The following is a 21,126-nucleotide window of genomic DNA, read 5'->3' as shown; positions in this document are numbered from 1 at the left end:
AATATTATGAGAAGTATACTTTGGCTTATAGCCGTTATCTGTATAATTGTATGGGTTTTAGGTTTGGTAGGTGTCGGCGATGGAATGGGAATGGGAAACTTAATACACATTTTATTAGTAATTGCTGTAATTGTAGTTTTAATAAATATTATATCTGGTAGAAAGCCATTATAGTCATATTCACTCACTTAAAAATTATTATAATGATTAAAAAAGTTTTAGTAGTAGCAATAGCTGCCATGTTTACATTAGGAACTGTAAGCTGTAGAGAAGATTCTACAGGAGAGAAAATTGAAGACGCTGCAGAGAATGTAGCAGATGATGTTGAAGATGCAGTGAATTAATTAACATTTATATTAAAGTGAATGAAACCGTTTCAAATTATTGAGGCGGTTTTTTATTTTAATAACTTTTTACATGAACCCTACAGCATAAAAATCTTAAATGGTATTTAGATAATTTACATGAAGAGAGAAAGTGAATAATCTTTAAAAAAAAAGCCTTTCAAAACAATTGTTTTGAAAGGCTTCCGACGGGCTAATTAATAAAAATATTATTGTACAGCAACATTAAAACTTACTTGTATATCTGTTTCTCCACCAGCGCCTGATAAAGTACCGTCGTTAGGCTTAGAAGGCTCATGACGCAATACGATTGTCAATACACCAGTTCCAGCAGCACCAGTATTAATAGTAGTCATTACACCTAAAGGATCACCATTTACGTCCGTATCTGTCTTAGAGATAGAAACTCCTGAGACAGTTGTAGTGTAAAATACCTCATGCTCATCTCCTTCTTCAATTACTTCTTCAGTAATATTTTCTGTTGGAGATTCTAATTCATTCTCAAAACGAACTTCACCATTGTAATTTGCTCCAGAAGTTAATGGGCCAGAAACACTTTCCATATCGATAGTACCATCTCCATCTGCATCAACAGATCTTAATATTACCCTATCGGTATTGTCAACTGCGTTTGTTAACGTGTACGTTACCGTTGTAATTACTTCTTCTTCATTAATAATTTGTGGAGTGTCGTCGTCTTCACAAGAGGTCATACTTACTACTGCGATTGCAGCCATTGCTAGGGTTTGAATTGTTTTTTTCATAGTTAAAAAATTAAAAATTAAAGGTTATAAATAAATTGAATTTGTATATCGCGACCTACTTCATCAGCATAAAAACGCTGTCGATTAAGGTAGTTGCGATAAGAGGTGTTAAATATGTTATTAGATGTTACTGATAATCTCGCTTTCGCGAAAGCGTAACTTATACCAGCATTCCATAAACCATAAGCTTCTGGAGATTGAGAAATTTGAACTGTTCTAGTTTCAAAAGTACCATCATCTAACGGTACTCGAGCCTCATAATCATTATCTGGAAATCTGGACTGTTGCCATACATATTGATGCGTAAGTTGAAAATCAAATCCAGTATCAACCACATTATACCAGGTGAAGTCATTTTGAATTTGAGCAGGTGGCATATCTATAAGTGCTTCATTATTTGTAGTATCATTACCATAGATGTATGAAAAGCTAGTAGAAAGAGATATCAATTTTTCAACGTTATATATGATCTCATTAGGATTAGAATTCATCTTTCTTACCGGCTTTTTTGTATAAAAATCATAGGTAGCGTGAGCGTCTATTCCATACAAAAGAGCGTTTACTTGCTCGTATTCAAAAACAGGAAAAGCGCCACGATTAGTAGTTTCAACTCCTGTAGGTATCAACTGAATGAAGTTTTGAACACTATTTAAATAGGGATTTAACTCAAAATCAAAGTTGCCTTGTTGCACATGAAAATTTGTATTGATTTTATACGATTGTTCCTTTTCAAGATCCAGACTTCCTAATTCTATAGTAGCCAGTGCGTGGTGCAGCCCATCGCTGAAAAGCTCACTAGGATTAGGAGCACGATTTGCGGTACTTAAGTTTATGGACAGATCATAATGATTGCTAAAAATATATTTTGCACCTGCTGTAAATGCTATCAAATTATAATCCAAAACTGGATTAGTGAGTAATTGGTTTCCTTGTCGCTCTACTTCAAATTGTGGAAACTGTGTATCATAGCCTAAGTCTTCCCAACGACTTTGAAAATAGAATTTCTCTGCATCAATCTTATAATAGTCATAACGAAAACCGGCATCGATGATCCATTTTTCATTTGGTTCATAAAGTGCACTTGTGAAGCCACCTACTTTGAAAGCTGTGTAATCAGGTATCAAACGTCTTACGCCAGTTGCAGCATCTGGTTGATTAACTTGATACATGGCATCTGTTCCTATTTGAAAAGTAAATTGATCCATAGCATCCATCAAGAAATGACCAGCTATGTTATGCGTTTGTAAATCAATGTCTAATGAAGCTCTACCAGCATTCTCGCCACGGCGTATATCAAACTCTTTTCTGTTATTAAATTGAAAAGAATAATCGATATCTAATTTACCTAATCCTGCAAATCTTTTATAAGTATTTAACTGAAGACCGTGGTGTTGTACAGCTTGTTTAGGTGCGTCAATATCATAGGTAAAATCGTTGATAATAGTAGGCTGTCCAGAATTGATACTCGTAACAAGGTCTGCCGCATTACCTATATGGGACGCTCTTAGTATTCCTATTTCTGTGTCATAAAAAGAGTATTTCAAACTTGCACCATATTCAAACTTTTTAAAACCAACGCCAAAATTTACAGCTACGGTTTCACTACCTGTATTGCTCAAAACGTAATCTGGAGATTCAAAATCACCTAATTTTTTATAAGTAAGTGTTGCTTGCTCGTACCATCCAGAAGCTCTATAATTATTAACGGTTGATGTGATGCTACCACCACGACCATTGGTTTGTCCTTGTGCAATAATATGACCGTTCAAGGTGTCTTTAGAAATTACGCGAGCTGGCTCAATAATGATCGTTCCGCCTACTGCATCGCCGCCGTAACGTAACGCAGTGGCACCTTTTATGATTTGAATATTGCTAGCTGTATTTACATCTATATTCGGTGCATGTTCTACGCCCCATTCTTGATCTTGTTGCCTTAATCCATCGTTTACAATGCTAACACGACTTCCATAAAGTCCATGAATTATGGGTTTTACCACACTATTTCCGGTTTTTAAAGAAGAAATTCCAGGAACCGTTGCTAGTGCGTCGCCCAGACTGGCGCCACTATATTTTTGGATGGTTTCTGACTTTATTCTTGTACTGGACTGTGTACTGGAATGATTATCGTGAACATCTGCAATAACTTGTACAGCTTCTAGATCGTTCACGTGATGTTCTAATGATATGTTCTTTATCATATCATCATTTAAATCGACTATGATTTTCTTTGTATCACAGTCATAATGAGAAATACTTATATCATAAGTTCCGGCGCATAACTTTTCAATTCTATAAGATCCATCTGCTTTTGTAATAAAAGTTTTTTGCAGTTGGACGATATAAATTTGAGCCAATTCTAGTGGCTTTGAATCGTGAAAATCTGTGACTTTTCCTTGAAGGACGTAATCACATTCTTGTGCGTTACTGTAACAAAATCCTATGATAAGGACTATTGTCACAAGTGTTTTAGAAAACATGTGGTAAAATTAAATTACAACTTAATACAGGAACGAGATGTTCCCAATTTATGAGTAGTACATTTGTAAATAAATGTTGTATAACCTAAATACAAAATTTTTAGTAACTATATAGTAATCAAATACATGTATTTATTTTGTTACCATAATGTCTCACCTATATAGATAAAATTATAGTAATATACTGATCTACAACAAAAACAGTTAAGAAAATGGCGGTGGCCTGGTAGTATGTATAGATGGATGAGAATCTGCTTTCACAAAAGCGAGAACAGCAACAACATCATGTTTGATAATTACTGGCGCTGCAAGATCATAACTTACAGGCAAGGAAGTGTCAAAGGATTGTGATTGAAACTCTTGAGCAACAATACATACAGAACATTCTATGCTTTCTTCGTCGTCATGAGCAAATTCATGCACAACAGATATCTGTGCTGCGGTGAATAGCAGCAATAGAAAAGATGCAATTATAGATGTATAGTTTTTCACTGGTGCGAATATAGTAATATGTATTCCTAAAAATATCTAAAATTTTACAAAAAGAAATTCCATACTAGTCCAAAACGAATGGTGAAATCACGATATGGATTGCGAGGCGCACTAAAATAGTTCGTATTGCTTGCAAAAAGTTGATTAGCATGTTCTAGTTTAAAGAAGATTCTGGTTTGTCGCACTTTAGCATTTATAAAAAGATCAATCATTGGAAATCCACCTAATAGATCTGTGTTTTGGGTGTAAAATTCTCCTAGAACAGGATCGTAACCATCCATATTGTATTCTGTAAAATATTTGGCAGTTATTCCTGTTTGTAATAAAAGTGCTTTTTTAAAGAACCTGTTTTTATAATATAGAGTAGTTCTCGCAGTAAGATCTGGAACGTTGATTACATTTTCTGTTTGTGTTACGTTTTGATACATGACAGTGTTATCAAGACCAAAATAATTAAAAAACTTAATGTCTTTATTAAGTTTTACTTTCAAATAAGTAATATCGCCTGTAGCTTGAAGTGGTGTCGCATTATAACCAGTAACTTCATCATTAGTATCAGTAACTAAGGTTTGTATAAAATAAACGTGATCTTGGATTGTTGTTAAGGTTATTTGCGCATTAAAAAACTTTTCAGAATCTACCTGAAAGCTTAATTCTTGTTTTTCAATATTATTAAAATTGTTTTGCCAGTTGTAATTAATGTAATCGCTTTGATGCAAGGTGTAATTAAAATCTGGTGCTCGAGAATTTATAGCAAGTCCAGCTTTAACATTAAAATCATTAAATTGATACGAAGCTTGACCATTAATGTATTGTCCATCTAGATCACCAGCGACATTTAAACCTGCGTTAGCTTTTACATTAAATTTACCAATTCGTTTTGCAAACTCGGCTTTGAACTGGTATAATTCACCTATCAATCGATTGGTAATGATTTCGTTACTTTGATTGATTAATCTGTCATATCCATAATTGTATTTATGCCTGGCAATTCCTGCTTTATAATATCCTAAAAGATGATGGTCGTAAGAAACACCTGCCTCGATCATTCCTTCTTCTAGGTTGGTTTTATCTCTAAGGTTAGAAGAAATGAAGGATTCTCCTAGAAAAGCCTCGTCAGCAGTGGTCTGTCTAAATTCATAAAACTTATCTTCATAATAGGCTTTATTGTAAATACGGCCGCTGTAGTAAGATGTACTGTCTTTATTGCCTATTAATTCATAATCATGGTCGATATAGAAGCGTCTACCGTCTAGAATACTTTCTGCATCAGTAAGATTAGGTTCTAATCTGCCGCGATTGTTAAAATCTTCAAGGTCATCAATAAACCCTTGTAGAGATGTTTCTTCTAGACCGCCATTTTCTTGATTTAAATGATCTTGAAAAACAGTATGTAATCTCAATCGGTATCGATTATTTTTTGAAGTATAATTTGAAGTGAACTTAAAGTTTCCTGAACTTGTAAGTGTATTTACATAATCTCCAGCACTGCGCACGCCTTTGTAACTGATAGAAAAGTTGAATTGTGGTGAAATATTAGAGGTGAAAAGCGCTTCTAATTGTTGCCCTTGATTAACAACTGTTTTAAAATAGAGATCTGTAAGAGGTGTTGGGACATAATAATCAAGAATATCATCAATTTCATAATAGTTTTGATGTCTAGCTCTAGATCCTAATCGAGGTAATAGTAACTCTAGATCAAAGTTTTTACCCAGTTCGTTATAAGGTTGTCCTACATTATGAAAAGGCATTAGTTCAAAGTCATCCTTGCGTAAGTAATTGAATTTAAAATCTTTCACCATGGTAAGCGTTGTGTCCAGGTGTGTTGTGTCACGATTTTGGGTAATAATTAAATAATCTGTGATAGGTGGTTTTTCTCCTTCAACAGTTACTTCTTTATTATTTAACGGTCTATTAGGGTTATTAGGATCATTATTTTGAATAGGTTGTTTTATTTTTTGCGCAAAAAGGCTCACCGGAATCAAGAATAATAAAAATACAAATCGTTTCATAAATGGAGTAGTCGCTCAAAGTTCAAAAGTAACGATTTAAACGACTTTAAACTCTAGCTATTATGTACTTTTGATAATGCTCTTCAATCAAATCCAGTCTATCTTTGATCTTTGATAGAAGTAAGGACTTTAAACTGATCTAGATGAATGGCATCTTAGTAATAAGAATATGGTGACTTTTTAAAAATTTATTAAAATGCTTTTAAACCAAATTCATAAAAACATAATAGAATGCGGTACAGACGAGGCTGGTCGTGGTTGTCTTTCTGGGCCTGTAACCGCTGCGGCTGTAATTTTACCACTAGACTTTGAATCGGTATTTTTAGATGATAGTAAGAAGCTTTCGCGAAAGCGTAGATATTATTTAAGATCATTGATTGAAGAGCAAGCACTGGATTATCATGTGTCGCATGTGATGATGGAAAAGATAGATCAGATTAATATTTTGCAAGCAAGTATTCTCGCCATGCATCAAGCTATAGATGGTTTGAAGTTAAGGCCAGAACATATAGCCGTAGATGGAAATAAATTTAATGCCTATCCAGATATACCTTCCACGACTGTGATAAAAGGAGATGGGAAATATTTGCATATTGCCGCAGCCTCAATATTAGCAAAAACCTATCGAGATGATTTTATGTTACAGATAGCAAAGGAGTATCCACAATATGATTGGGAAAATAATCAAGGTTATCCTACAAAAAAACACCGTGCTGCTATAAAAAAATATGGCCCAACACCATATCACCGCATGACTTTTAGATTACTGCCAGATCAAACTGCTTTAGACTTATAACTTGTTGTTATTTATGAGCTTTAATAATAAGAACATTTTTATTTTTACACTTTAATTTTTTTTCATGCGCCATTTTATTGCCCTTATTTTTATTGTTTTTAGTCTCTTAGGTTGTGAACAAGATCCAGAGGTGAATCACGCGTTGATCAATCGCATTCCTACAGACTCCAAAATTATTATCCGTACTGATAATTTAAAAGATCTTGATCAAGTTTTTAGTTCTAATGAGTTGTTTGAAAATTTATCAAGCCTCTCTAGAATACAGGAAATAAAAAAGGCAAGTGCCTTTTTAAGAGATTATAATCTTACTGACGATTCCTTAATCGCCCTAAGTATAGAAGGGAAAAATGAAGTGGTGATTACTTTAATAACGACACCTGTCGATAAGGTAATTGATTCTACTAAAGCAACAAAAGTGATTTCTTACAACAAGGTAGAGATTATAGAAAGACAGAAAGATAAAATACCTTATTATTCCATTAATCACAAAGGTGTTCATCTAGCGAGTTCTTCACAATTAGTTATAGAAAGTCTGGTGCGTCGAGATGTTTCAAAATATTTGTTTGACGATGGTTTTGAGGATATCTATAAACGCACTAAAAGTGGAAACACTATTTACGTAAAAGCGACAGAAAAAAAGTGGTTGGAGCAATTTATTATAGGCAATAATATCAATGACAATGGTAACCATGCACAATGGTATCAACTAGAAGCGCAAACTGGTGATGATATCGCATTACAATTAGATGGTGTAATTACTTATAAGGATAGTCTAAAAATGGATCATGATCTTTACAATAACATTGATGCTGCACAAAATCAAATTCAAGAAGTTGTACCGGTTAATTTCTTAAATCTAAAGGCAGTAACTTACAAAAAGCCTTCTCAGCTTATAGATAATTTGAGAAGGTATCATAGTAAAGATGTAAGAATAGGAAGTCAGCTTCTTGAAATTCTAGATAATACTCAAGAAATGAGTGAGGTAGTTTTAGATAAGTCTAATGCCTTGGTATTTACCTTAAAGCCTTATGAAGCCATTTTTATGAATCTGGACAGTCTTTCTACGGCAAAATTTACCTATCGCGATCACATGGTTTATGAACTGTCGCAACCGGTAAGCACCAGCGCCCTTCAACCTCTTGTGCAGTCCAAAAGTTATAAGTTTGTCACCATCCTAGACCAGCATCTTATATTCTCAAATAGTTCTACAACCTCAGAAGAATTTATTTCAAATTATCAAAATAAAACAGTGCTTGCAGAACAATCATGGTGGCAACCTGTAAGTGATGCATTGAGTAGTAGTAGCAGTTTGTTAAAAATTACTAGTACAAAAGAATTAAAGGAGCAAGCCCAAACAGCCGCAACAACAGATTTGAAAATAATTAAAAAAATCAATGAGAATGATTTTCCTTTATTAATAAGTCAGTTTGTCCATCAAGATGAATATGCGCACTACCACATGATTATACCTGCAGTTGGTAACTCTAATATAGAATTGAAAGTGAGTCAATTAGGAACTTATAAATCACCTAATAAAATCATTGCTGGACCTTTTCTATTTTTTAATCATATCAGTAAAAGACACGACGTTGCTTTTCAAGATGAAGATTTTACTTTACACTTACTATCGGAAACAGGTAAGAAATGGTGGAGTAAAAAGCTAGATGGTGTTATTCTAGGAGAGATAGAGGCCACTGATGCCTATAAAAATGGCCGCAATCAAATGGCGTTTGCCACTAGTACGTCGGTTTATTTCCTTGATAGAAATGGTAAGGATGTGAATACCTATCCTAAAAGATTCAAAAACACGATTACACAGCCTCTTAGCGTTTTTGATTATGACAATAGACGTGAGTATCGATTTTTGGTAACGCAAGGAAAAGAGCTTACTATGCTGGATAGGGATGGGAAAACTATTAAGGGTTTTAATTACAAAAAGAACTCTGAAATTACTACCCAACCTAAGCATTTTAGATTAGGAGTTAAAGATTATATCGCTTTCGCGAAAGCGGACAAAACAATAGCTTTATTGAGTCGAACAGGCAAAATAAGAACTAAAGTTAAAGAGGAAATAGACTTAAAAAGTGATTTGTACTTTCATAATAACAAGGTAGTAGCAATGACTAAAGTAGGAAAGTTAATGCAACTGGATTTAATGACCGGATCAATTAAATATCTAGAAACCTTTGGGTCAGAATCTATCATAAATGCAAATGAAAAGTTGATGGTTGTTCAATACAATAACGATTTGACAATTAATGGCAATAAAGTCACGCTACCTTATGGTACTTATTTGCCAGCACAAGTAACACATTTAAAAAGTGGTGATTTTATTCATTTAATTGAAAATGGAGAACATCAAGTTTATATCCTTAATAAAAATGGTGAGGTTGTATCAAATTTGCCAGTTTATGGAAAGTCTGTTAGTAAACTATCTCAATCTCATAATCGATACCTATCCACATTAGATGGTGATGATGTGATTATATATAAATGGTAATTGTTTAAATGAAAAAATGAAATTTAATAGTCGTAAAGATCCATTATTTCAGTTAGTCACCTTTGGTGTTTGTATAACTTTGTGCGTGGTAGTAGTCAATAGAATCACATCTGAAACACCTTTATTCAGTGCATTTGTATTGGGTGATATTTTAAGCGTTTTAGTTGTAGCATTTTTACTTTGGATTTACTTTGATACAAGTTATGAATTAACAGCGACATCTCTTAAATATAAAAGTGGTCCTTTAAGAGGTTCTATAGCAATTGATGATATTAGAGAAGTGATTAAAGGAAAGACTCTCTGGTCAGGCATTAAACCTGCTACTGCTAGAAAAGGTTTGATTATTAAATATAAAGGCTTTCAGGAAATTTACATTAGCCCTAGAACTAATGACACATTAGTAGAAAAGTTATTAGAATTAAATAAGGATATTAAAATCACTATTCCATAGTTGGCTAGGATATTAGTTGATTATTTATCTATATTTAGGGCAAATTCAATTTCAAATTGATCAATAATATCTTGTATACATTGTTCAGAAGCTGCAAATGTGTCGGTGTCTGAATAACGGTTTAATTTTGTTCTAAAGGCTTCAAACCTGCCTTCAGTGTAAATATTAGGTAATTACGGATGTACATAATATTGTTTACAAACAGATCTTGTGTTTCCTAGTGCCGTTGCTGCGGCGTCATAACCACGCAAGATATTCTTCTCTCTTTCTTTAATAGTTTTTGGTTCAGGAAGTTCTATCATTTTTATGAAAAATTCTCTCGTCGCTCCCCAAGTTCTAAAATCTTTTGCGCTAAATATGTCTCCTGCAATCTCCTGCATATACTGGTTAACCATCGTGCTATCTATAGAGTGGTGATTTCCTTTCTCATCATAATATTGAAATAGTTCCCAGCCAGGGATTCCTTCACATTCTTGAATTAATTCGACTAATACTGGATCATCAATAGTTGTATTTTGTGAAACACCTTTCTTGCCGGTGAATGAGAATTGAATTTTGTCTTTGCTATCGTTGATATGTTTCATTCTTAATGTTGATAATCCATAAGTTTTATTTTTATCTGCATAGTGTTGATTTCCAATTCTTATGTACGTTTCATACATAATAGAGAGAACGATAGCAAGGCATTTTTCTTTAGACATATCCTCTTGATCAAGATCTTTGTGCAGTCTTTTTCTGATTTTTGGTAACGCTTCTGCAAAAGCGGACATTTTGAAAAACTTAGTTTGATTGCGCAATAAAGACCAGATATCGTGATATAAATACACTTTCCTGCCTTTTTCATCACGACCTACTACCTGAAGGTGGCCATTAGGAATTTTACTTCCCCTTACTTTTTGCCATGCTGGAAGAATCACTAGTGATTTGATCCGTTTCAATTGAACCTTATCATTTAATCTAGTTGTATTATCTATGAGGTAAGTAAAACCACGACCGTATTTCTTACGATGTATAGATAAATGTTGGTCTTGAATATACACAAGGTCCGCCAGGTGCGCTGCTGCCTCTGGCTGTGTGAGGTATTCTTTAATTTGGTTTGCAGTTAAAGTCATAGTTAAATTTAGAATGAACAAACGTCATTGATCCTTAAAGAAAAACCAATTAGTAAATCTTAGGGAAATAATTCATATTTAATTAAGAATAATATAAATAGGTAACAAGAATTAAAAAGGTATCTTTGTGTGCAATAAAAAATTATTGCATGATTTCTCACAATTCCAAGTTTTTAGGTGAAGGTTTAACCTATGACGATGTACTTCTTGTACCAGCTTATAGCGAGGTGCTTCCTAGAGAAGTAAGTATTAAAACTAAATTTACTAGAAACATAACGCTCAACGCTCCAGTTATTTCTGCAGCAATGGATACCGTTACAGAAAGTCGCATGGCGATAGCTATGGCACAGGAAGGCGGTATTGGGATTCTTCATAAAAATATGACGATCGAGGCTCAAGCGCAAAAAGTACGTCGTGTAAAACGAGCAGAGAGTGGTATGATCATAGATCCAGTCACTTTAACAGAAAATGCGACTATTGGTGATGCAAAAGCCAGTATGAGAGAACATGGAATAGGTGGTATACCTATTATTGATGCAGCAGGCTATATTAAAGGAATTATTACTAATCGAGATTTGCGTTTTGAGAAAAATGATTCTAGATCAGTAACTGAAGTAATGACTTCAGAAAATCTGGTGACTGCAAAAGCTGGAACTTCTTTACAACAAGCTGAGGTTATTCTTCAAGAATATAAAATCGAGAAGCTTCTCGTTGTAGATGAAGAAGGGAAATTAGAAGGTTTGATTACTTTTAGAGATATTACCAAATTAACTTTACAGCCTAATGCAAACAAAGATCAATACGGTCGTTTGAGAGTAGCCGCTGCTATAGGTGTTACTGGAGATGCTGTTCAAAGAGCTGGAGCACTAGTAGATGCAGGTGTAGATGCAGTTGTTATTGATACGGCACATGGACATACTAAAGGTGTGGTAGATGTTTTAAAATTAGTAAAAGCCTCTTTCCCAGACCTAGATGTTGTAGTAGGTAATGTTGCAACCGCAGAGGCTGCAAAATACCTAGCAGATGCAGGCGCAGACGCAGTTAAAGTAGGTATAGGTCCTGGATCTATTTGTACCACTCGTGTAGTAGCAGGAGTAGGTTTTCCTCAATTAAGTGCGATTATGGAGGCGGCGCATGCTTTAAAAGGAACTGGTGTGCCAGTAATTGCAGATGGTGGAATACGCTATACTGGTGATATACCAAAAGCAATTGCTGCAGGCGCAGACTGTGTTATGTTAGGTTCTTTACTTGCTGGAACGACTGAGTCTCCTGGAGAAACTATAATTTATGATGGTCGTAAATTCAAGTCTTATCGAGGAATGGGATCTGTAGAAGCGATGCAACATGGTTCTAAAGATCGTTACTTTCAGGATGTAGAAGATGATATTAAAAAGCTAGTTCCAGAAGGAATTGTAGGTCGCGTTCCTTATAAAGGAGATTTAAATGAAAGTATGACGCAGTTTATAGGTGGATTAAGGGCTGGAATGGGATATTGTGGTGCAAAGGATATAGAATCCCTTAAAAGTAATGGTAAGTTTATAAAGATCACTAGTGCAGGAATGATGGAAAGTCATCCTCACGATGTTACCATCACTAAAGAAGCACCTAATTATAGCCGTTAAAAAATGAAAATTATTTGCATAGGTCGCAATTATACAGACCACATAAAGGAATTGGCAAATGACAGACCTGAAGAACCTGTTGTTTTTTTAAAACCAGATACTTCAATTTTACTACATAAGCAACCATTTTTCATTCCGCCATGGAGTGATGATGTGCATCATGAGGTAGAAGTGGTCGTTAAAATCAATCGCATCGGTAAACATATAGAACAGAAATTTGCTCACAAATATTATGAAGAAATAGGTTTAGGTATTGATTTTACAGCAAGAGATGTGCAACAAAAATTAAAAGGAAAAGGATTGCCGTGGGAAAAGGCCAAAGCCTTTGATGGAGCAGCTGTGATTTCTAGAGACTTTATTAATAAGAAAGATCTTCCAGCATTAGATAATTTAGATTTTAAATTGTTTAAGAATGGTCAGTTGCAACAGGATGGTAATACATCGCACATGCTGTGGAAAATAGACGAGATCATCGCTTATGTATCTCAGTATTTTACCCTCAAAATAGGAGACTTGATATATACAGGCACGCCAGCTGGTGTTTCTAGAGTAGAAGAGAACGACGTGTTAAGAGGCGTTCTCAATGGTCAAGAAATGTTTGAAATCAAGGTCAAATGAAAAAAATGACCTACGATTTATCTCAAATCAAAAATATTTCTGATAACGATCCTGATTTTATAAAAATGATGGTGGATACTTTTGTTAAAGAAATGCCTGTCGATTTAGAAAGACTTGCAGCCGCAGTTGTGGAAGAAGACAGAGTAAACGTTCATCGCTTTGCTCACAAGATAAAACCTTCTTTAGAATTATTTGGGTTAAAAGGGCATCAACAAGCATTAGTTTTAGAAGCTTGGACAAAAAATAACGGTCCAGAAGATCTTAACGAGGACTTCATGAAATTACAACAAGAGTTAGAAGAGACGCTGATACAGCTCAAAAGAGATTTTTAAATGAAAGCTACTATAATTACTATAGGAGATGAGATTCTTATTGGTCAGATCGTTGATACAAATTCTGCGTGGATGGCTCAGGAACTTAATAAAATAGGTGTTCATGTTCATGAGATTATCTCTATAAGTGATGAGAGAGAGCATATTTTATCCGCTTTCGCGAAAGCGGAATCACAATCAGACCTAGTTCTTATTACCGGTGGATTAGGTCCAACCAAAGATGATATTACAAAAACAACTATTTGTGAGTATTTAAATGATGAGCTGGTGCTTAATCAGGAAGTGCTGGAACACGTCACACGGTTGTTTGCAAAATATGTAAAAGACCCAATGGTCGATATGAACAAAGCGCAAGCTATGGTTCCATCTAGGGCTGAGATAATTAAGAATGATTTTGGGACGGCTCCAGGTATGTGGTTAGAAAACAACAAGGTTATTTTTGTTTCTATGCCAGGAGTTCCTTTTGAGATGAAGGAAATAATGAGCAGTGGTGTGTTGCCTAGAATTATGGCTGTGCCAGATTTACCTTTTATACATCATAGAACTATTTTAACAGCTGGTCAAGGTGAGAGCACGATTGCTACAAGAATTGAAGAATGGGAAAGTAATCTGCCCTTAGACATTAAGTTAGCTTATTTACCCAGTTTAGGTACCGTTAGATTAAGATTGTCTACTACTGGAAAAGATAAAAATGCCATAGAAAAAGCTGTAGATGATCAAATTGTCAGGCTTTATCAACTAATAGAAGATATTATTGTAGGAGAGAGTAATGAAGAGAGTCTAGTAAACCAAATAAGTAGATTATTTAAGGAACAAAATAAAACACTTGCCACGGCAGAAAGTTGTACAGGTGGGAAAATAGCTAACTTAATAACGGAAATTCCAGGAGCTTCAGCATTTTTTAGGGGTAGTACAGTAACTTATGCTACAGAGTCCAAAGTTGATATTTTAGGGATTGATCCATTATTAATTGAGAAACATTCTGTGGTAAGTCATGAAGTAGCTCAGGCAATGGCAGTTGCTGCAAAGAATAAATTTAAATCAGACTATGCTGTTGCAACCACTGGTAATGCTGGTCCTTCTAAGGGTGATAGTGATGCGAGTGTCGGAACTGTTTTTATAGGTATCGCTACTGAAAATGAAAGTTTTGCCTTTAAATTTATGATGGGAAATCATCGAGAACGAGTGATTCAAAAGACCGTAAATAAGTCATTTGAATTGCTTCAAAAAGAAATATTAAAAAAGGCTTCAAATTAGTCTTGTGAGATTAAATAAAATATCGTTATTTTGCATTCCGATTTTAAAGAACAATAATCATGTCTAGAGTTTGTGAACTTACTGGAAAAAAAGCAATGACTGGAAACAACGTTTCCTTCTCTATGAATAAGACAAAACGTAGATTTAACGTTAATCTTTTCAAGAAAAAATTCTATTTACCAGAAGAAGATAAGTGGGTAACTCTTAAGGTTTCTACTAGAGCAATAAAAAACGTCAATAAAAAAGGAATTACTCAGGTAATGAAAGAAGCTCGCGCAAAGGGTTTCCTTACTAAGTAATTTTTTAAAAGTAATATAAGATGGCTAAAAGTAAAGGAAATAGAATTCAAGTAATTCTTCAATGTACAGAGCACAAAGAATCTGGTATGCCAGGAATGTCTCGCTACATTACAACTAAAAATAAGAAAAACACGCCAGATCGTCTTGAAATTAAAAAATTCAATCCGGTTCTTAAGCGTATGACTCTCCATAAAGAAATTAAATAATTAAGACATGGCAAAGAAATCCATCGCATCCCTACAAACGGGAAATGTAAGATTAACAAAAGCAATCAAAATGGTAAAATCTCCTAAAACAGGAGCCTATACTTTTGTAACTGCTATCATGGCTCCAGATATGGTTAACGACTTTTTGAATAAAAAATAAGTTGATAAATTAAAACGTAAAAACGTCTTACTGAAAAGTAGGACGTTTTTTTTGCGATTATTTTTTCTAAAACGGCACATCCTATTTAAGTATAATACAAGCGATTTATTATCTTTTCGTTTCGGTCTTATCTCTCCTTTAATCAATTATATAGTCGTAATTGCCATTAACTTTCCTATTTTTGTGCTCATTATAAACAAACCATGAGTTTTTTCAAAAAAATATTCTCAAAAGAGAAAAAAGATACCCTAGATAAAGGCTTAGAAAAGTCAAAAACCAGCTTCTTTGATAAATTAGGTAAAGCGGTAGCTGGTAAATCAACGGTAGACGCAGATGTTCTTGATGATCTCGAGGACGTATTGATTTCTAGTGATGTAGGTGTTGCTACAACAGTTAAAATTATTGATCGTATTGAAGCTCGAGTTGCAAAGGATAAATATTTAGGCACTTCAGAATTAGATCAAATTTTGCGTGAAGAGATCGCTGGATTAATGAGCAAAGTAAATCACGGTGATGAAACTGAATTTACAATTCCTGAAACAGATGGACCTTATGTGATCATGATAGTAGGTGTCAATGGTGTAGGTAAAACTACTACCATAGGTAAACTAGCTTATCAACTTAAAAAGGCAGGTAAGAAAGTAGTTTTAGGTGCAGGAGATACCTTTAGAGCGGCTGCAGTAGATCAATTAGATATATGGGCACAGCGTGTAGGTGTTGATATTGTAAAGCAAGCCATGGGTAGTGATCCTGCTAGTGTTGCTTTTGATACTTTACAAAGCGCAGTTGCACAAAATGCAGATGTGGTACTTCTTGATACGGCAGGACGTTTACATAACAAAGTAAATTTAATGAACGAACTTTCTAAAGTAAAGCGTGTTATGCAGAAAGTAGTTCCTAACGCTCCTCATGATGTGATGTTAATTCTCGATGGATCTACAGGTCAAAATGCATTTGAACAGGCAAAACAGTTCACGGCCACGACAGAGGTAACCAGTCTCGCTGTTACTAAATTAGACGGTACGGCAAAAGGTGGTGTGGTGATAGGAATATCAGATCAATTTCAAATACCAGTGCGTTATATAGGTGTAGGAGAAGGCGTAGAAGATCTTCAAGTTTTTAATAAAGTAGAGTTTGTAGATAGCTTCTTTAATTAAAATACTCCATAAATTATATTTAAACTCTCGTTGATATAGTATAATATATCTACGAGAGTTTTATTTTTATGGAAATTTGATCCATGAAATATTTACTACTTTTTTTACCCTTTCTTTTTATTGCTTGTAAATCTTCTGATACTAAAGTGCAGACTTCTAGCAATGACTTTAGAACTTTTAAGGTAATAGATTCTATGTACTTAGTGAAAGAGGATATTTTTGGAGATTTATTGGATGAAGTGGTTAGCTTTCGCGAAAGCGAGAAACTCAAAGAGCTTATTCTCGAAAAGAGCATTCCAGAAATTCAAGAAGCTATCGCTAGCGGGCAGTTTTCCTACAGAGAATTGACTTTGTTTTACCTAAAGAGAATTTATAGATACGATAGAGAGAATAAAAAGTCATTAAATTCCATCATTGCCATTAATCCAAACGCTCTAAAACAAGCAGATGCTGCAGATCAGGATTTAGCCTACTCAAAACAACAAGGTGAAGATCTATCTTATTATACGGTAAAAGGAATGCCTATTCTTCTTAAAGATAATATCAATACGGATGATATGCCTACTACGGCTGGAGCAGCTGCATTGCTGGATAATACAACCTTACAAAATGCTAAAATTGTAAATAATTTGAGACAAGAAGGTGCGGTAATTTTAGGGAAAGCAAATTTAAGTGAATGGGCTTATTTTTTCTGTGGCGATTGTCCTAGTGGTTATAGTGCTGTAGGAGGACAAACGTTGAATCCTTATGGTAGGAGAACGATAGATACTGGAGGATCGAGTAGTGGAAGTGGTGTAAGCGTGGCAGCAAATTTTGCAGTTGCAGCTATAGGAACAGAAACTTCTGGTTCTATTTTATCTCCATCTTCTCAAAACAGTGTGGTCGGTTATAAACCAACAACTGGTACCTTTAGTGGATCAGGCATTATACCTATTTCTAGTTACCTAGATACCGCAGGACCTATGACAAAAAACGTGATGGATAATGCTATTTTAACACAAGCATTGGGCGCACCTTATGATGTAATTACTGCATCGGGAACAAATAATTTTCAAGAAGCAAGTTTAAAAGGCGTTCGCTTTGGAGTGTGGACTTCTTTTAAAGAAAATCCATTGTACGTGCAAGCACTTACAAATATTGAAAAAGCTGGCGCGGTGCTTATAGAGCTAGATGATATGAGACCGCAATTAAATGGGTTTCTAAAGCTACTTAATGCAGATATGAAAAATGATCTACCAGCTTACTTTTCAGGGTTGTCAAATCCTAAGTACAGAGGTTGGGATGTTGAGAAAGTGATGGAATGGAATAAGAAAGACTCTATAAAAACAATGCCTTATGGGCAAAAACTTTTTCAAGGTATTATTGATGAACCAACTATTTCAGAAGAGGATTTTTGGAAGTTCAAAACAGACATGACCACAAAAGTAAAAGAATATTTTGAAGATTACATAAAACGTCATGATCTAAGTGGTTTTATATCGATTAATAATTACACAGCTGGAGCGGCTGCGGCAGCATTTTTTCCTGCGATGACAGTTCCTATGGGGTATGACGACAAAGGTCAACCTTATGGCCTTACTTTTATCGCTCCTAATGAAGAAGATTCATTACTTTTTAATTGGGCAGCAGCTTATGAGAGAATGACTCAACATCGTGTAATGCCTAAAGAGTATAGAAATTAAATAATTCATTATTCAACCTTAGAACACAATTAACATTGGAAGACAACAAGCCACCTATTCTTAACAGTAAAAATATTGCTCTTATTACAAAGATCATTGCCATCTATTCAGCATTCTATCTTTGTGTAATTGTTGTACAGCTATTTACAAATCCGTTAGATGATAATCCGTTGACACCTCAAAATGCCTATGACCCCTTTTATTTTATGGCTGCTGTTCACGCAGTTGTTCTTATACTATGTGGTGTTAGCGTTTTAAAAAAGAAATTTCATTGGGCGATTACTTTATCTTGTGCCTTAGTAGTTGCCTTAACAAGGTTTTATTACAACGAGATAGCCGAGTATATTTGGAGTTTAACTACAACCATTTAAAATAAGCTTTGAGATGAATAACCTATGGACCTTATTATTTTTGTGCCACACTTTAATCTTATTTGCTCAAGATTATGAACAAGAATCTGTAGAGTATCGCAAAAAGCTTTCTCAAGAATATAAATCTGGTGAGAACAATGTGCTAACCGAAAGAGAAAAGAAGAACTTCGGTTATCTCAATTTTTATGAATTTGATCCAGAGTTTGTAGTAGAAGCTACTTTTGAACCACTAGGTAATACTGAAGAATTAAAGTTGGAAACTTCTACGACTCGCATTGCTTCTTACGTAAAATACGGTTACTTATTTTTTACTTTAAAAGGAAAGAAATGTAAACTTCTGGTTCTTTCAAGTCCTGACTTAAAAGACGATCCAGAATATTACAATTATTTATCGGTGTATTTTACTGATGAAACTAACAGTAAAGGATCTTATGATATTGGCCGATATATGGAATTAAGATCTCCTTTAAGTGAGAAGGTGATACTCAATTTTAATAATACCTACAATCCTTATTGTGCATACAGTAAGCGTTTTTCTTGTGCTGTACCACCTAAAGAAAATCATTTACCGCTATCAGTGAAAGCTGGAGTAAAGAAAGGATTTAAGAGCTTTAGGAAGTTTTAAAATCTTTTATTTTCAAACAAGCTTTTAGAAACCAACATGCAAAGTATTTTTCTTGGCATGTTTAGTTGCGTGTCGCGATCTTGAAATTGTTGAAAAAACCACATTTACTTAGATTCTAAGATCCCGATCAAATTCAGACCATGCCCACACGAATAGTTGGCATGTCAAATTTTATATGGTTTTTATTTGTTTGATTTGATACCTTTGAAATTTTTAAAAGTAGAAATTATAACCTAATTGTAAGTAAAATTGCACTTATCTTTTCCGGCCAAAGCGCGCTACCGCTCCTTTTGCCCACTAGTGCATTCCTCTCGTTCCATAAACTACTCTCGTCGGATGCAAGAGCCAAGGAAAGGAGTTTTTTATTTATTTTTCTTCATCTCGGTAAGGTTCTTTGTTGCAAACTTGCATTAAAGCTAATTGATTTTTTTGAAGTTAGTTTTAAGGAATAACAGGATAAGTGTTCCGCTTTCGCGAAAGCGAGATAAAAACAACCATTTTAACATCACTAAGTCGTAAATTTGCAGCCGCTTATGAGAACAAAAACAAGAAAAAAGAATAAGATCAACGTAATAACTTTAGGTTGTTCTAAGAATGTGTACGATAGTGAGGTGCTGATGGGGCAGTTGAAGGCTAGTGGTAAGGACGTCGTGCATGAAGAAGAAGGTAATGTCGTGGTGATCAACACTTGTGGTTTTATCGATAACGCTAAGGAAGAATCTGTGAATACAATTCTTGATTTTGTAGAACGTAAGCAAAAAGGCGAGGTGGATCAGGTTTTTGTTTCAGGTTGTTTATCTGAGCGATACAAGCCAGATCTTCAAAAAGAAATTCCAGACGTAGACCAGTATTTTGGAACTACAGAATTACCGTCACTTTTAAAAGCTCTAGGTGCTGATTATAAGCACGAGCTGATAGGTGAACGTGTAACAACCACACCAAAGAACTATGCGTATTTTAAAATCGCCGAAGGTTGTGATAGACCATGTTCTTTTTGCGCGATCCCTTTAATGCGTGGTGGTCATAAAAGCACGCCTATTGAGCATTTAGTTATAGAAGCTGAAAAGCTTGCTGCAAAAGGTGTTAAAGAATTGATATTGATTGCTCAAGATCTGACCTATTATGGTCTTGATTTATATAAAGAACGACGACTTGCAGACTTATTACGCGAGCTGGCAAAAGTAGAAGGAATCGAATGGATCAGAATGCATTATGCGTTCCCAACTGGTTTCCCACTAGATGTTCTAGATGTGATGAAAACCGAACCTAAGGTTTGTAATTATCTAGATATACCGCTACAGCATATCTCTACACCGGTATTAAAGTCTATGCGTCGTGGTACAACATTTGAAAAGACCAATGCACTTCTAAAAAAATTCAGAACTTTGGTTCCTGAAATGGCGATACGTACAACACTTATCGTAGGTTATCCAGGAGAAACAGAAGAAGATTTTGAAATCTTAAAACAATGGGTGAAAGACCAGCGTTTTGAGCGTATGGGCTGTTTTACGTATTCGCATGAAGAAAATACACATGCTTATAAACTAGAAGATGATGTCCCTGCAGATGTTAAGCAAGAACGTGCTAATGAGATCATGGAAATTCAATCTCAAATCTCATGGGAATTGAACCAGCAGAAGATAGGTCAAGAATTTAGAGTGATGATCGATCGCAAACGCGGTAATCACTTTGTAGGTCGTACAGAATTTGATAGTCCAGATGTAGATAATGAAGTGTTGATTGATGCTGAAAAGCATTACCTATCAGTAGGTTCTTTTGTAAACGTAAAAATTACTGAGGCAGAAGACTTTGATCTTTTTGCAGTTCCAGTAGAAGGGTAAAATTCTAA

22 protein-coding genes are annotated in these 21,126 nt (G+C 34.8%); 17 read left to right on the top strand and 5 right to left on the bottom strand.

All coding sequences use genetic code 11. The features are described 5' to 3' along the window. Positions 1-6: 6 nt before the first annotated feature. On the top strand, positions 7-174 hold the full coding sequence (locus ACTF54_RS03220) for a lmo0937 family membrane protein (protein ID WP_438968745.1): 168 nt from the start codon (positions 7-9) through the stop codon (positions 172-174). Positions 175-203: 29 nt separating this feature from the next. Then, positions 204-344, top strand: coding sequence for a hypothetical protein (locus ACTF54_RS03215; protein ID WP_347195583.1), 141 nt, complete (start codon positions 204-206; stop codon positions 342-344). 209 nt (positions 345-553) lie between these two features. Here the strand turns inward: ACTF54_RS03215 and ACTF54_RS03210 are convergent, their stop codons facing one another. The 4 genes from ACTF54_RS03210 to ACTF54_RS03195 form a co-directional block, all read right to left on the bottom strand. Further along, on the bottom strand, positions 554-1,108 hold the full coding sequence (locus ACTF54_RS03210; RefSeq protein ID WP_347195584.1) for a type 1 periplasmic binding fold superfamily protein: 555 nt from the start codon (positions 1,106-1,108) through the stop codon (positions 554-556). Between the two features lie 17 nt (positions 1,109-1,125). Beyond that, a complete protein-coding gene (locus ACTF54_RS03205; protein WP_438968744.1) occupies positions 1,126-3,585 on the bottom strand; it encodes a TonB-dependent receptor in 2,460 nt (819 codons plus the stop codon). A gap of 204 nt (positions 3,586-3,789) precedes the next feature. Continuing rightward, entirely contained in the window at positions 3,790-4,077 is a 288-nt protein-coding gene (locus ACTF54_RS03200; protein ID WP_347195586.1) for a hypothetical protein, read from the bottom strand. 44 nt (positions 4,078-4,121) lie between these two features. Further along, on the bottom strand, positions 4,122-6,089 hold the full coding sequence (locus tag ACTF54_RS03195; RefSeq protein ID WP_438968743.1) for a putative porin: 1,968 nt from the start codon (positions 6,087-6,089) through the stop codon (positions 4,122-4,124). A 196-nt stretch (positions 6,090-6,285) separates the two neighbouring features. Here ACTF54_RS03195 and ACTF54_RS03190 point away from each other — a divergent pair, with 196 nt between their 5' ends. The 3 genes from ACTF54_RS03190 to ACTF54_RS03180 all read left to right on the top strand — a co-directional run bounded on the left by ACTF54_RS03190 (position 6,286) and on the right by ACTF54_RS03180 (position 9,836). Further along, positions 6,286-6,885, top strand: a complete 600-nt coding sequence (locus tag ACTF54_RS03190; protein WP_347195588.1) for a ribonuclease HII — start codon at positions 6,286-6,288, stop codon at positions 6,883-6,885. Between the two features lie 64 nt (positions 6,886-6,949). Further along, the gene (locus ACTF54_RS03185) at positions 6,950-9,385 is read left to right on the top strand and encodes a hypothetical protein (protein ID WP_438968742.1); all 2,436 of its coding nucleotides are present in this window, start codon (positions 6,950-6,952) and stop codon (positions 9,383-9,385) included. A 16-nt stretch (positions 9,386-9,401) separates the two neighbouring features. Next, entirely contained in the window at positions 9,402-9,836 is a 435-nt protein-coding gene (locus ACTF54_RS03180) for a PH domain-containing protein (protein ID WP_347195590.1), read from the top strand. Positions 9,837-10,009: 173 nt separating this feature from the next. On the opposite strand, the gene ACTF54_RS03175 is transcribed toward ACTF54_RS03180, so the two are convergent. Further along, a complete protein-coding gene (locus ACTF54_RS03175) occupies positions 10,010-10,948 on the bottom strand; it encodes a DNA topoisomerase IB (protein ID WP_347195591.1) in 939 nt (312 codons plus the stop codon). Positions 10,949-11,097: 149 nt separating this feature from the next. Between ACTF54_RS03175 and guaB the strand changes: the two genes are divergently transcribed. The 12 genes from guaB (at position 11,098) to rimO (ending at position 21,118) form a co-directional block, all read left to right on the top strand. Further along, on the top strand, positions 11,098-12,570 hold the full coding sequence (gene guaB / locus ACTF54_RS03170) for an IMP dehydrogenase (protein WP_347195592.1): 1,473 nt from the start codon (positions 11,098-11,100) through the stop codon (positions 12,568-12,570). 3 nt (positions 12,571-12,573) lie between these two features. Further along, a complete protein-coding gene (locus tag ACTF54_RS03165; protein ID WP_347195593.1) occupies positions 12,574-13,188 on the top strand; it encodes a fumarylacetoacetate hydrolase family protein in 615 nt (204 codons plus the stop codon). Further along, positions 13,185-13,520: an Hpt domain-containing protein gene (locus ACTF54_RS03160; RefSeq protein WP_438968741.1), complete on the top strand. Its 336-nt coding sequence runs from the start codon at positions 13,185-13,187 to the stop codon at positions 13,518-13,520. Before ACTF54_RS03165 ends, ACTF54_RS03160 begins: the two co-directional genes overlap by 4 nt. After that, positions 13,521-14,777 carry a CinA family nicotinamide mononucleotide deamidase-related protein gene (locus tag ACTF54_RS03155; protein ID WP_347202083.1) on the top strand — a complete coding sequence of 419 codons (1,257 nt, stop codon included), beginning with the start codon at positions 13,521-13,523 and terminating at the stop codon, positions 14,775-14,777. A gap of 59 nt (positions 14,778-14,836) precedes the next feature. Continuing rightward, positions 14,837-15,076: a 50S ribosomal protein L28 gene (rpmB, locus tag ACTF54_RS03150; RefSeq protein ID WP_347197547.1), complete on the top strand. Its 240-nt coding sequence runs from the start codon at positions 14,837-14,839 to the stop codon at positions 15,074-15,076. Positions 15,077-15,096: 20 nt separating this feature from the next. Further along, complete coding sequence (gene rpmG, locus ACTF54_RS03145; RefSeq protein WP_347197548.1) at positions 15,097-15,282, top strand: 50S ribosomal protein L33; 186 nt, start codon at positions 15,097-15,099, stop codon at positions 15,280-15,282. Between the two features lie 7 nt (positions 15,283-15,289). Beyond that, entirely contained in the window at positions 15,290-15,442 is a 153-nt protein-coding gene (locus ACTF54_RS03140) for a DUF4295 domain-containing protein (RefSeq protein ID WP_347197549.1), read from the top strand. Between the two features lie 203 nt (positions 15,443-15,645). Then, complete coding sequence (gene ftsY, locus ACTF54_RS03135) at positions 15,646-16,599, top strand: signal recognition particle-docking protein FtsY (RefSeq protein ID WP_347197550.1); 954 nt, start codon at positions 15,646-15,648, stop codon at positions 16,597-16,599. Positions 16,600-16,682: 83 nt separating this feature from the next. After that, the gene (locus ACTF54_RS03130; RefSeq protein WP_438968740.1) at positions 16,683-18,281 is read left to right on the top strand and encodes an amidase family protein; all 1,599 of its coding nucleotides are present in this window, start codon (positions 16,683-16,685) and stop codon (positions 18,279-18,281) included. Between the two features lie 35 nt (positions 18,282-18,316). Next, the gene (locus tag ACTF54_RS03125) at positions 18,317-18,652 is read left to right on the top strand and encodes a hypothetical protein (RefSeq protein WP_347197552.1); all 336 of its coding nucleotides are present in this window, start codon (positions 18,317-18,319) and stop codon (positions 18,650-18,652) included. A gap of 13 nt (positions 18,653-18,665) precedes the next feature. Next, entirely contained in the window at positions 18,666-19,277 is a 612-nt protein-coding gene (locus ACTF54_RS03120; RefSeq protein ID WP_347197553.1) for a DUF1684 domain-containing protein, read from the top strand. Between the two features lie 533 nt (positions 19,278-19,810). Then, the gene (gene rimO / locus ACTF54_RS03115) at positions 19,811-21,118 is read left to right on the top strand and encodes a 30S ribosomal protein S12 methylthiotransferase RimO (protein WP_347197127.1); all 1,308 of its coding nucleotides are present in this window, start codon (positions 19,811-19,813) and stop codon (positions 21,116-21,118) included. Positions 21,119-21,126: the final 8 nt, after the last annotated feature.

The sequence above is a fragment of the Nonlabens sp. genome (genome assembly GCF_965657255.1).
Taxonomy (GTDB): domain Bacteria; phylum Bacteroidota; class Bacteroidia; order Flavobacteriales; family Flavobacteriaceae; genus Nonlabens.
Note: the sequence above shows the minus strand (reverse complement) of the source record. Positions and strands in the feature narration are given on the sequence as shown.

Coding starts and splice junctions, on each gene's coding strand:
- ACTF54_RS03220 (WP_438968745.1), top strand. CDS start 7: ATGAGAAGTATACTTTGGCTTATAGCCGTTATCTGTATAATTGTATGG.
- ACTF54_RS03215 (WP_347195583.1), top strand. CDS start 204: ATGATTAAAAAAGTTTTAGTAGTAGCAATAGCTGCCATGTTTACATTA.
- ACTF54_RS03210 (WP_347195584.1), bottom strand. CDS start 1,108: ATGAAAAAAACAATTCAAACCCTAGCAATGGCTGCAATCGCAGTAGTA.
- ACTF54_RS03205 (WP_438968744.1), bottom strand. CDS start 3,585: ATGTTTTCTAAAACACTTGTGACAATAGTCCTTATCATAGGATTTTGT.
- ACTF54_RS03195 (WP_438968743.1), bottom strand. CDS start 6,089: ATGAAACGATTTGTATTTTTATTATTCTTGATTCCGGTGAGCCTTTTT.
- ACTF54_RS03190 (WP_347195588.1), top strand. CDS start 6,286: ATGCTTTTAAACCAAATTCATAAAAACATAATAGAATGCGGTACAGAC.
- ACTF54_RS03185 (WP_438968742.1), top strand. CDS start 6,950: ATGCGCCATTTTATTGCCCTTATTTTTATTGTTTTTAGTCTCTTAGGT.
- ACTF54_RS03180 (WP_347195590.1), top strand. CDS start 9,402: ATGAAATTTAATAGTCGTAAAGATCCATTATTTCAGTTAGTCACCTTT.
- ACTF54_RS03175 (WP_347195591.1), bottom strand. CDS start 10,948: ATGACTTTAACTGCAAACCAAATTAAAGAATACCTCACACAGCCAGAG.
- guaB (WP_347195592.1), top strand. CDS start 11,098: ATGATTTCTCACAATTCCAAGTTTTTAGGTGAAGGTTTAACCTATGAC.
- ACTF54_RS03165 (WP_347195593.1), top strand. CDS start 12,574: ATGAAAATTATTTGCATAGGTCGCAATTATACAGACCACATAAAGGAA.
- ACTF54_RS03160 (WP_438968741.1), top strand. CDS start 13,185: ATGAAAAAAATGACCTACGATTTATCTCAAATCAAAAATATTTCTGAT.
- ACTF54_RS03155 (WP_347202083.1), top strand. CDS start 13,521: ATGAAAGCTACTATAATTACTATAGGAGATGAGATTCTTATTGGTCAG.
- rpmB (WP_347197547.1), top strand. CDS start 14,837: ATGTCTAGAGTTTGTGAACTTACTGGAAAAAAAGCAATGACTGGAAAC.
- rpmG (WP_347197548.1), top strand. CDS start 15,097: ATGGCTAAAAGTAAAGGAAATAGAATTCAAGTAATTCTTCAATGTACA.
- ACTF54_RS03140 (WP_347197549.1), top strand. CDS start 15,290: ATGGCAAAGAAATCCATCGCATCCCTACAAACGGGAAATGTAAGATTA.
- ftsY (WP_347197550.1), top strand. CDS start 15,646: ATGAGTTTTTTCAAAAAAATATTCTCAAAAGAGAAAAAAGATACCCTA.
- ACTF54_RS03130 (WP_438968740.1), top strand. CDS start 16,683: ATGAAATATTTACTACTTTTTTTACCCTTTCTTTTTATTGCTTGTAAA.
- ACTF54_RS03120 (WP_347197553.1), top strand. CDS start 18,666: ATGAATAACCTATGGACCTTATTATTTTTGTGCCACACTTTAATCTTA.
- rimO (WP_347197127.1), top strand. CDS start 19,811: ATGAGAACAAAAACAAGAAAAAAGAATAAGATCAACGTAATAACTTTA.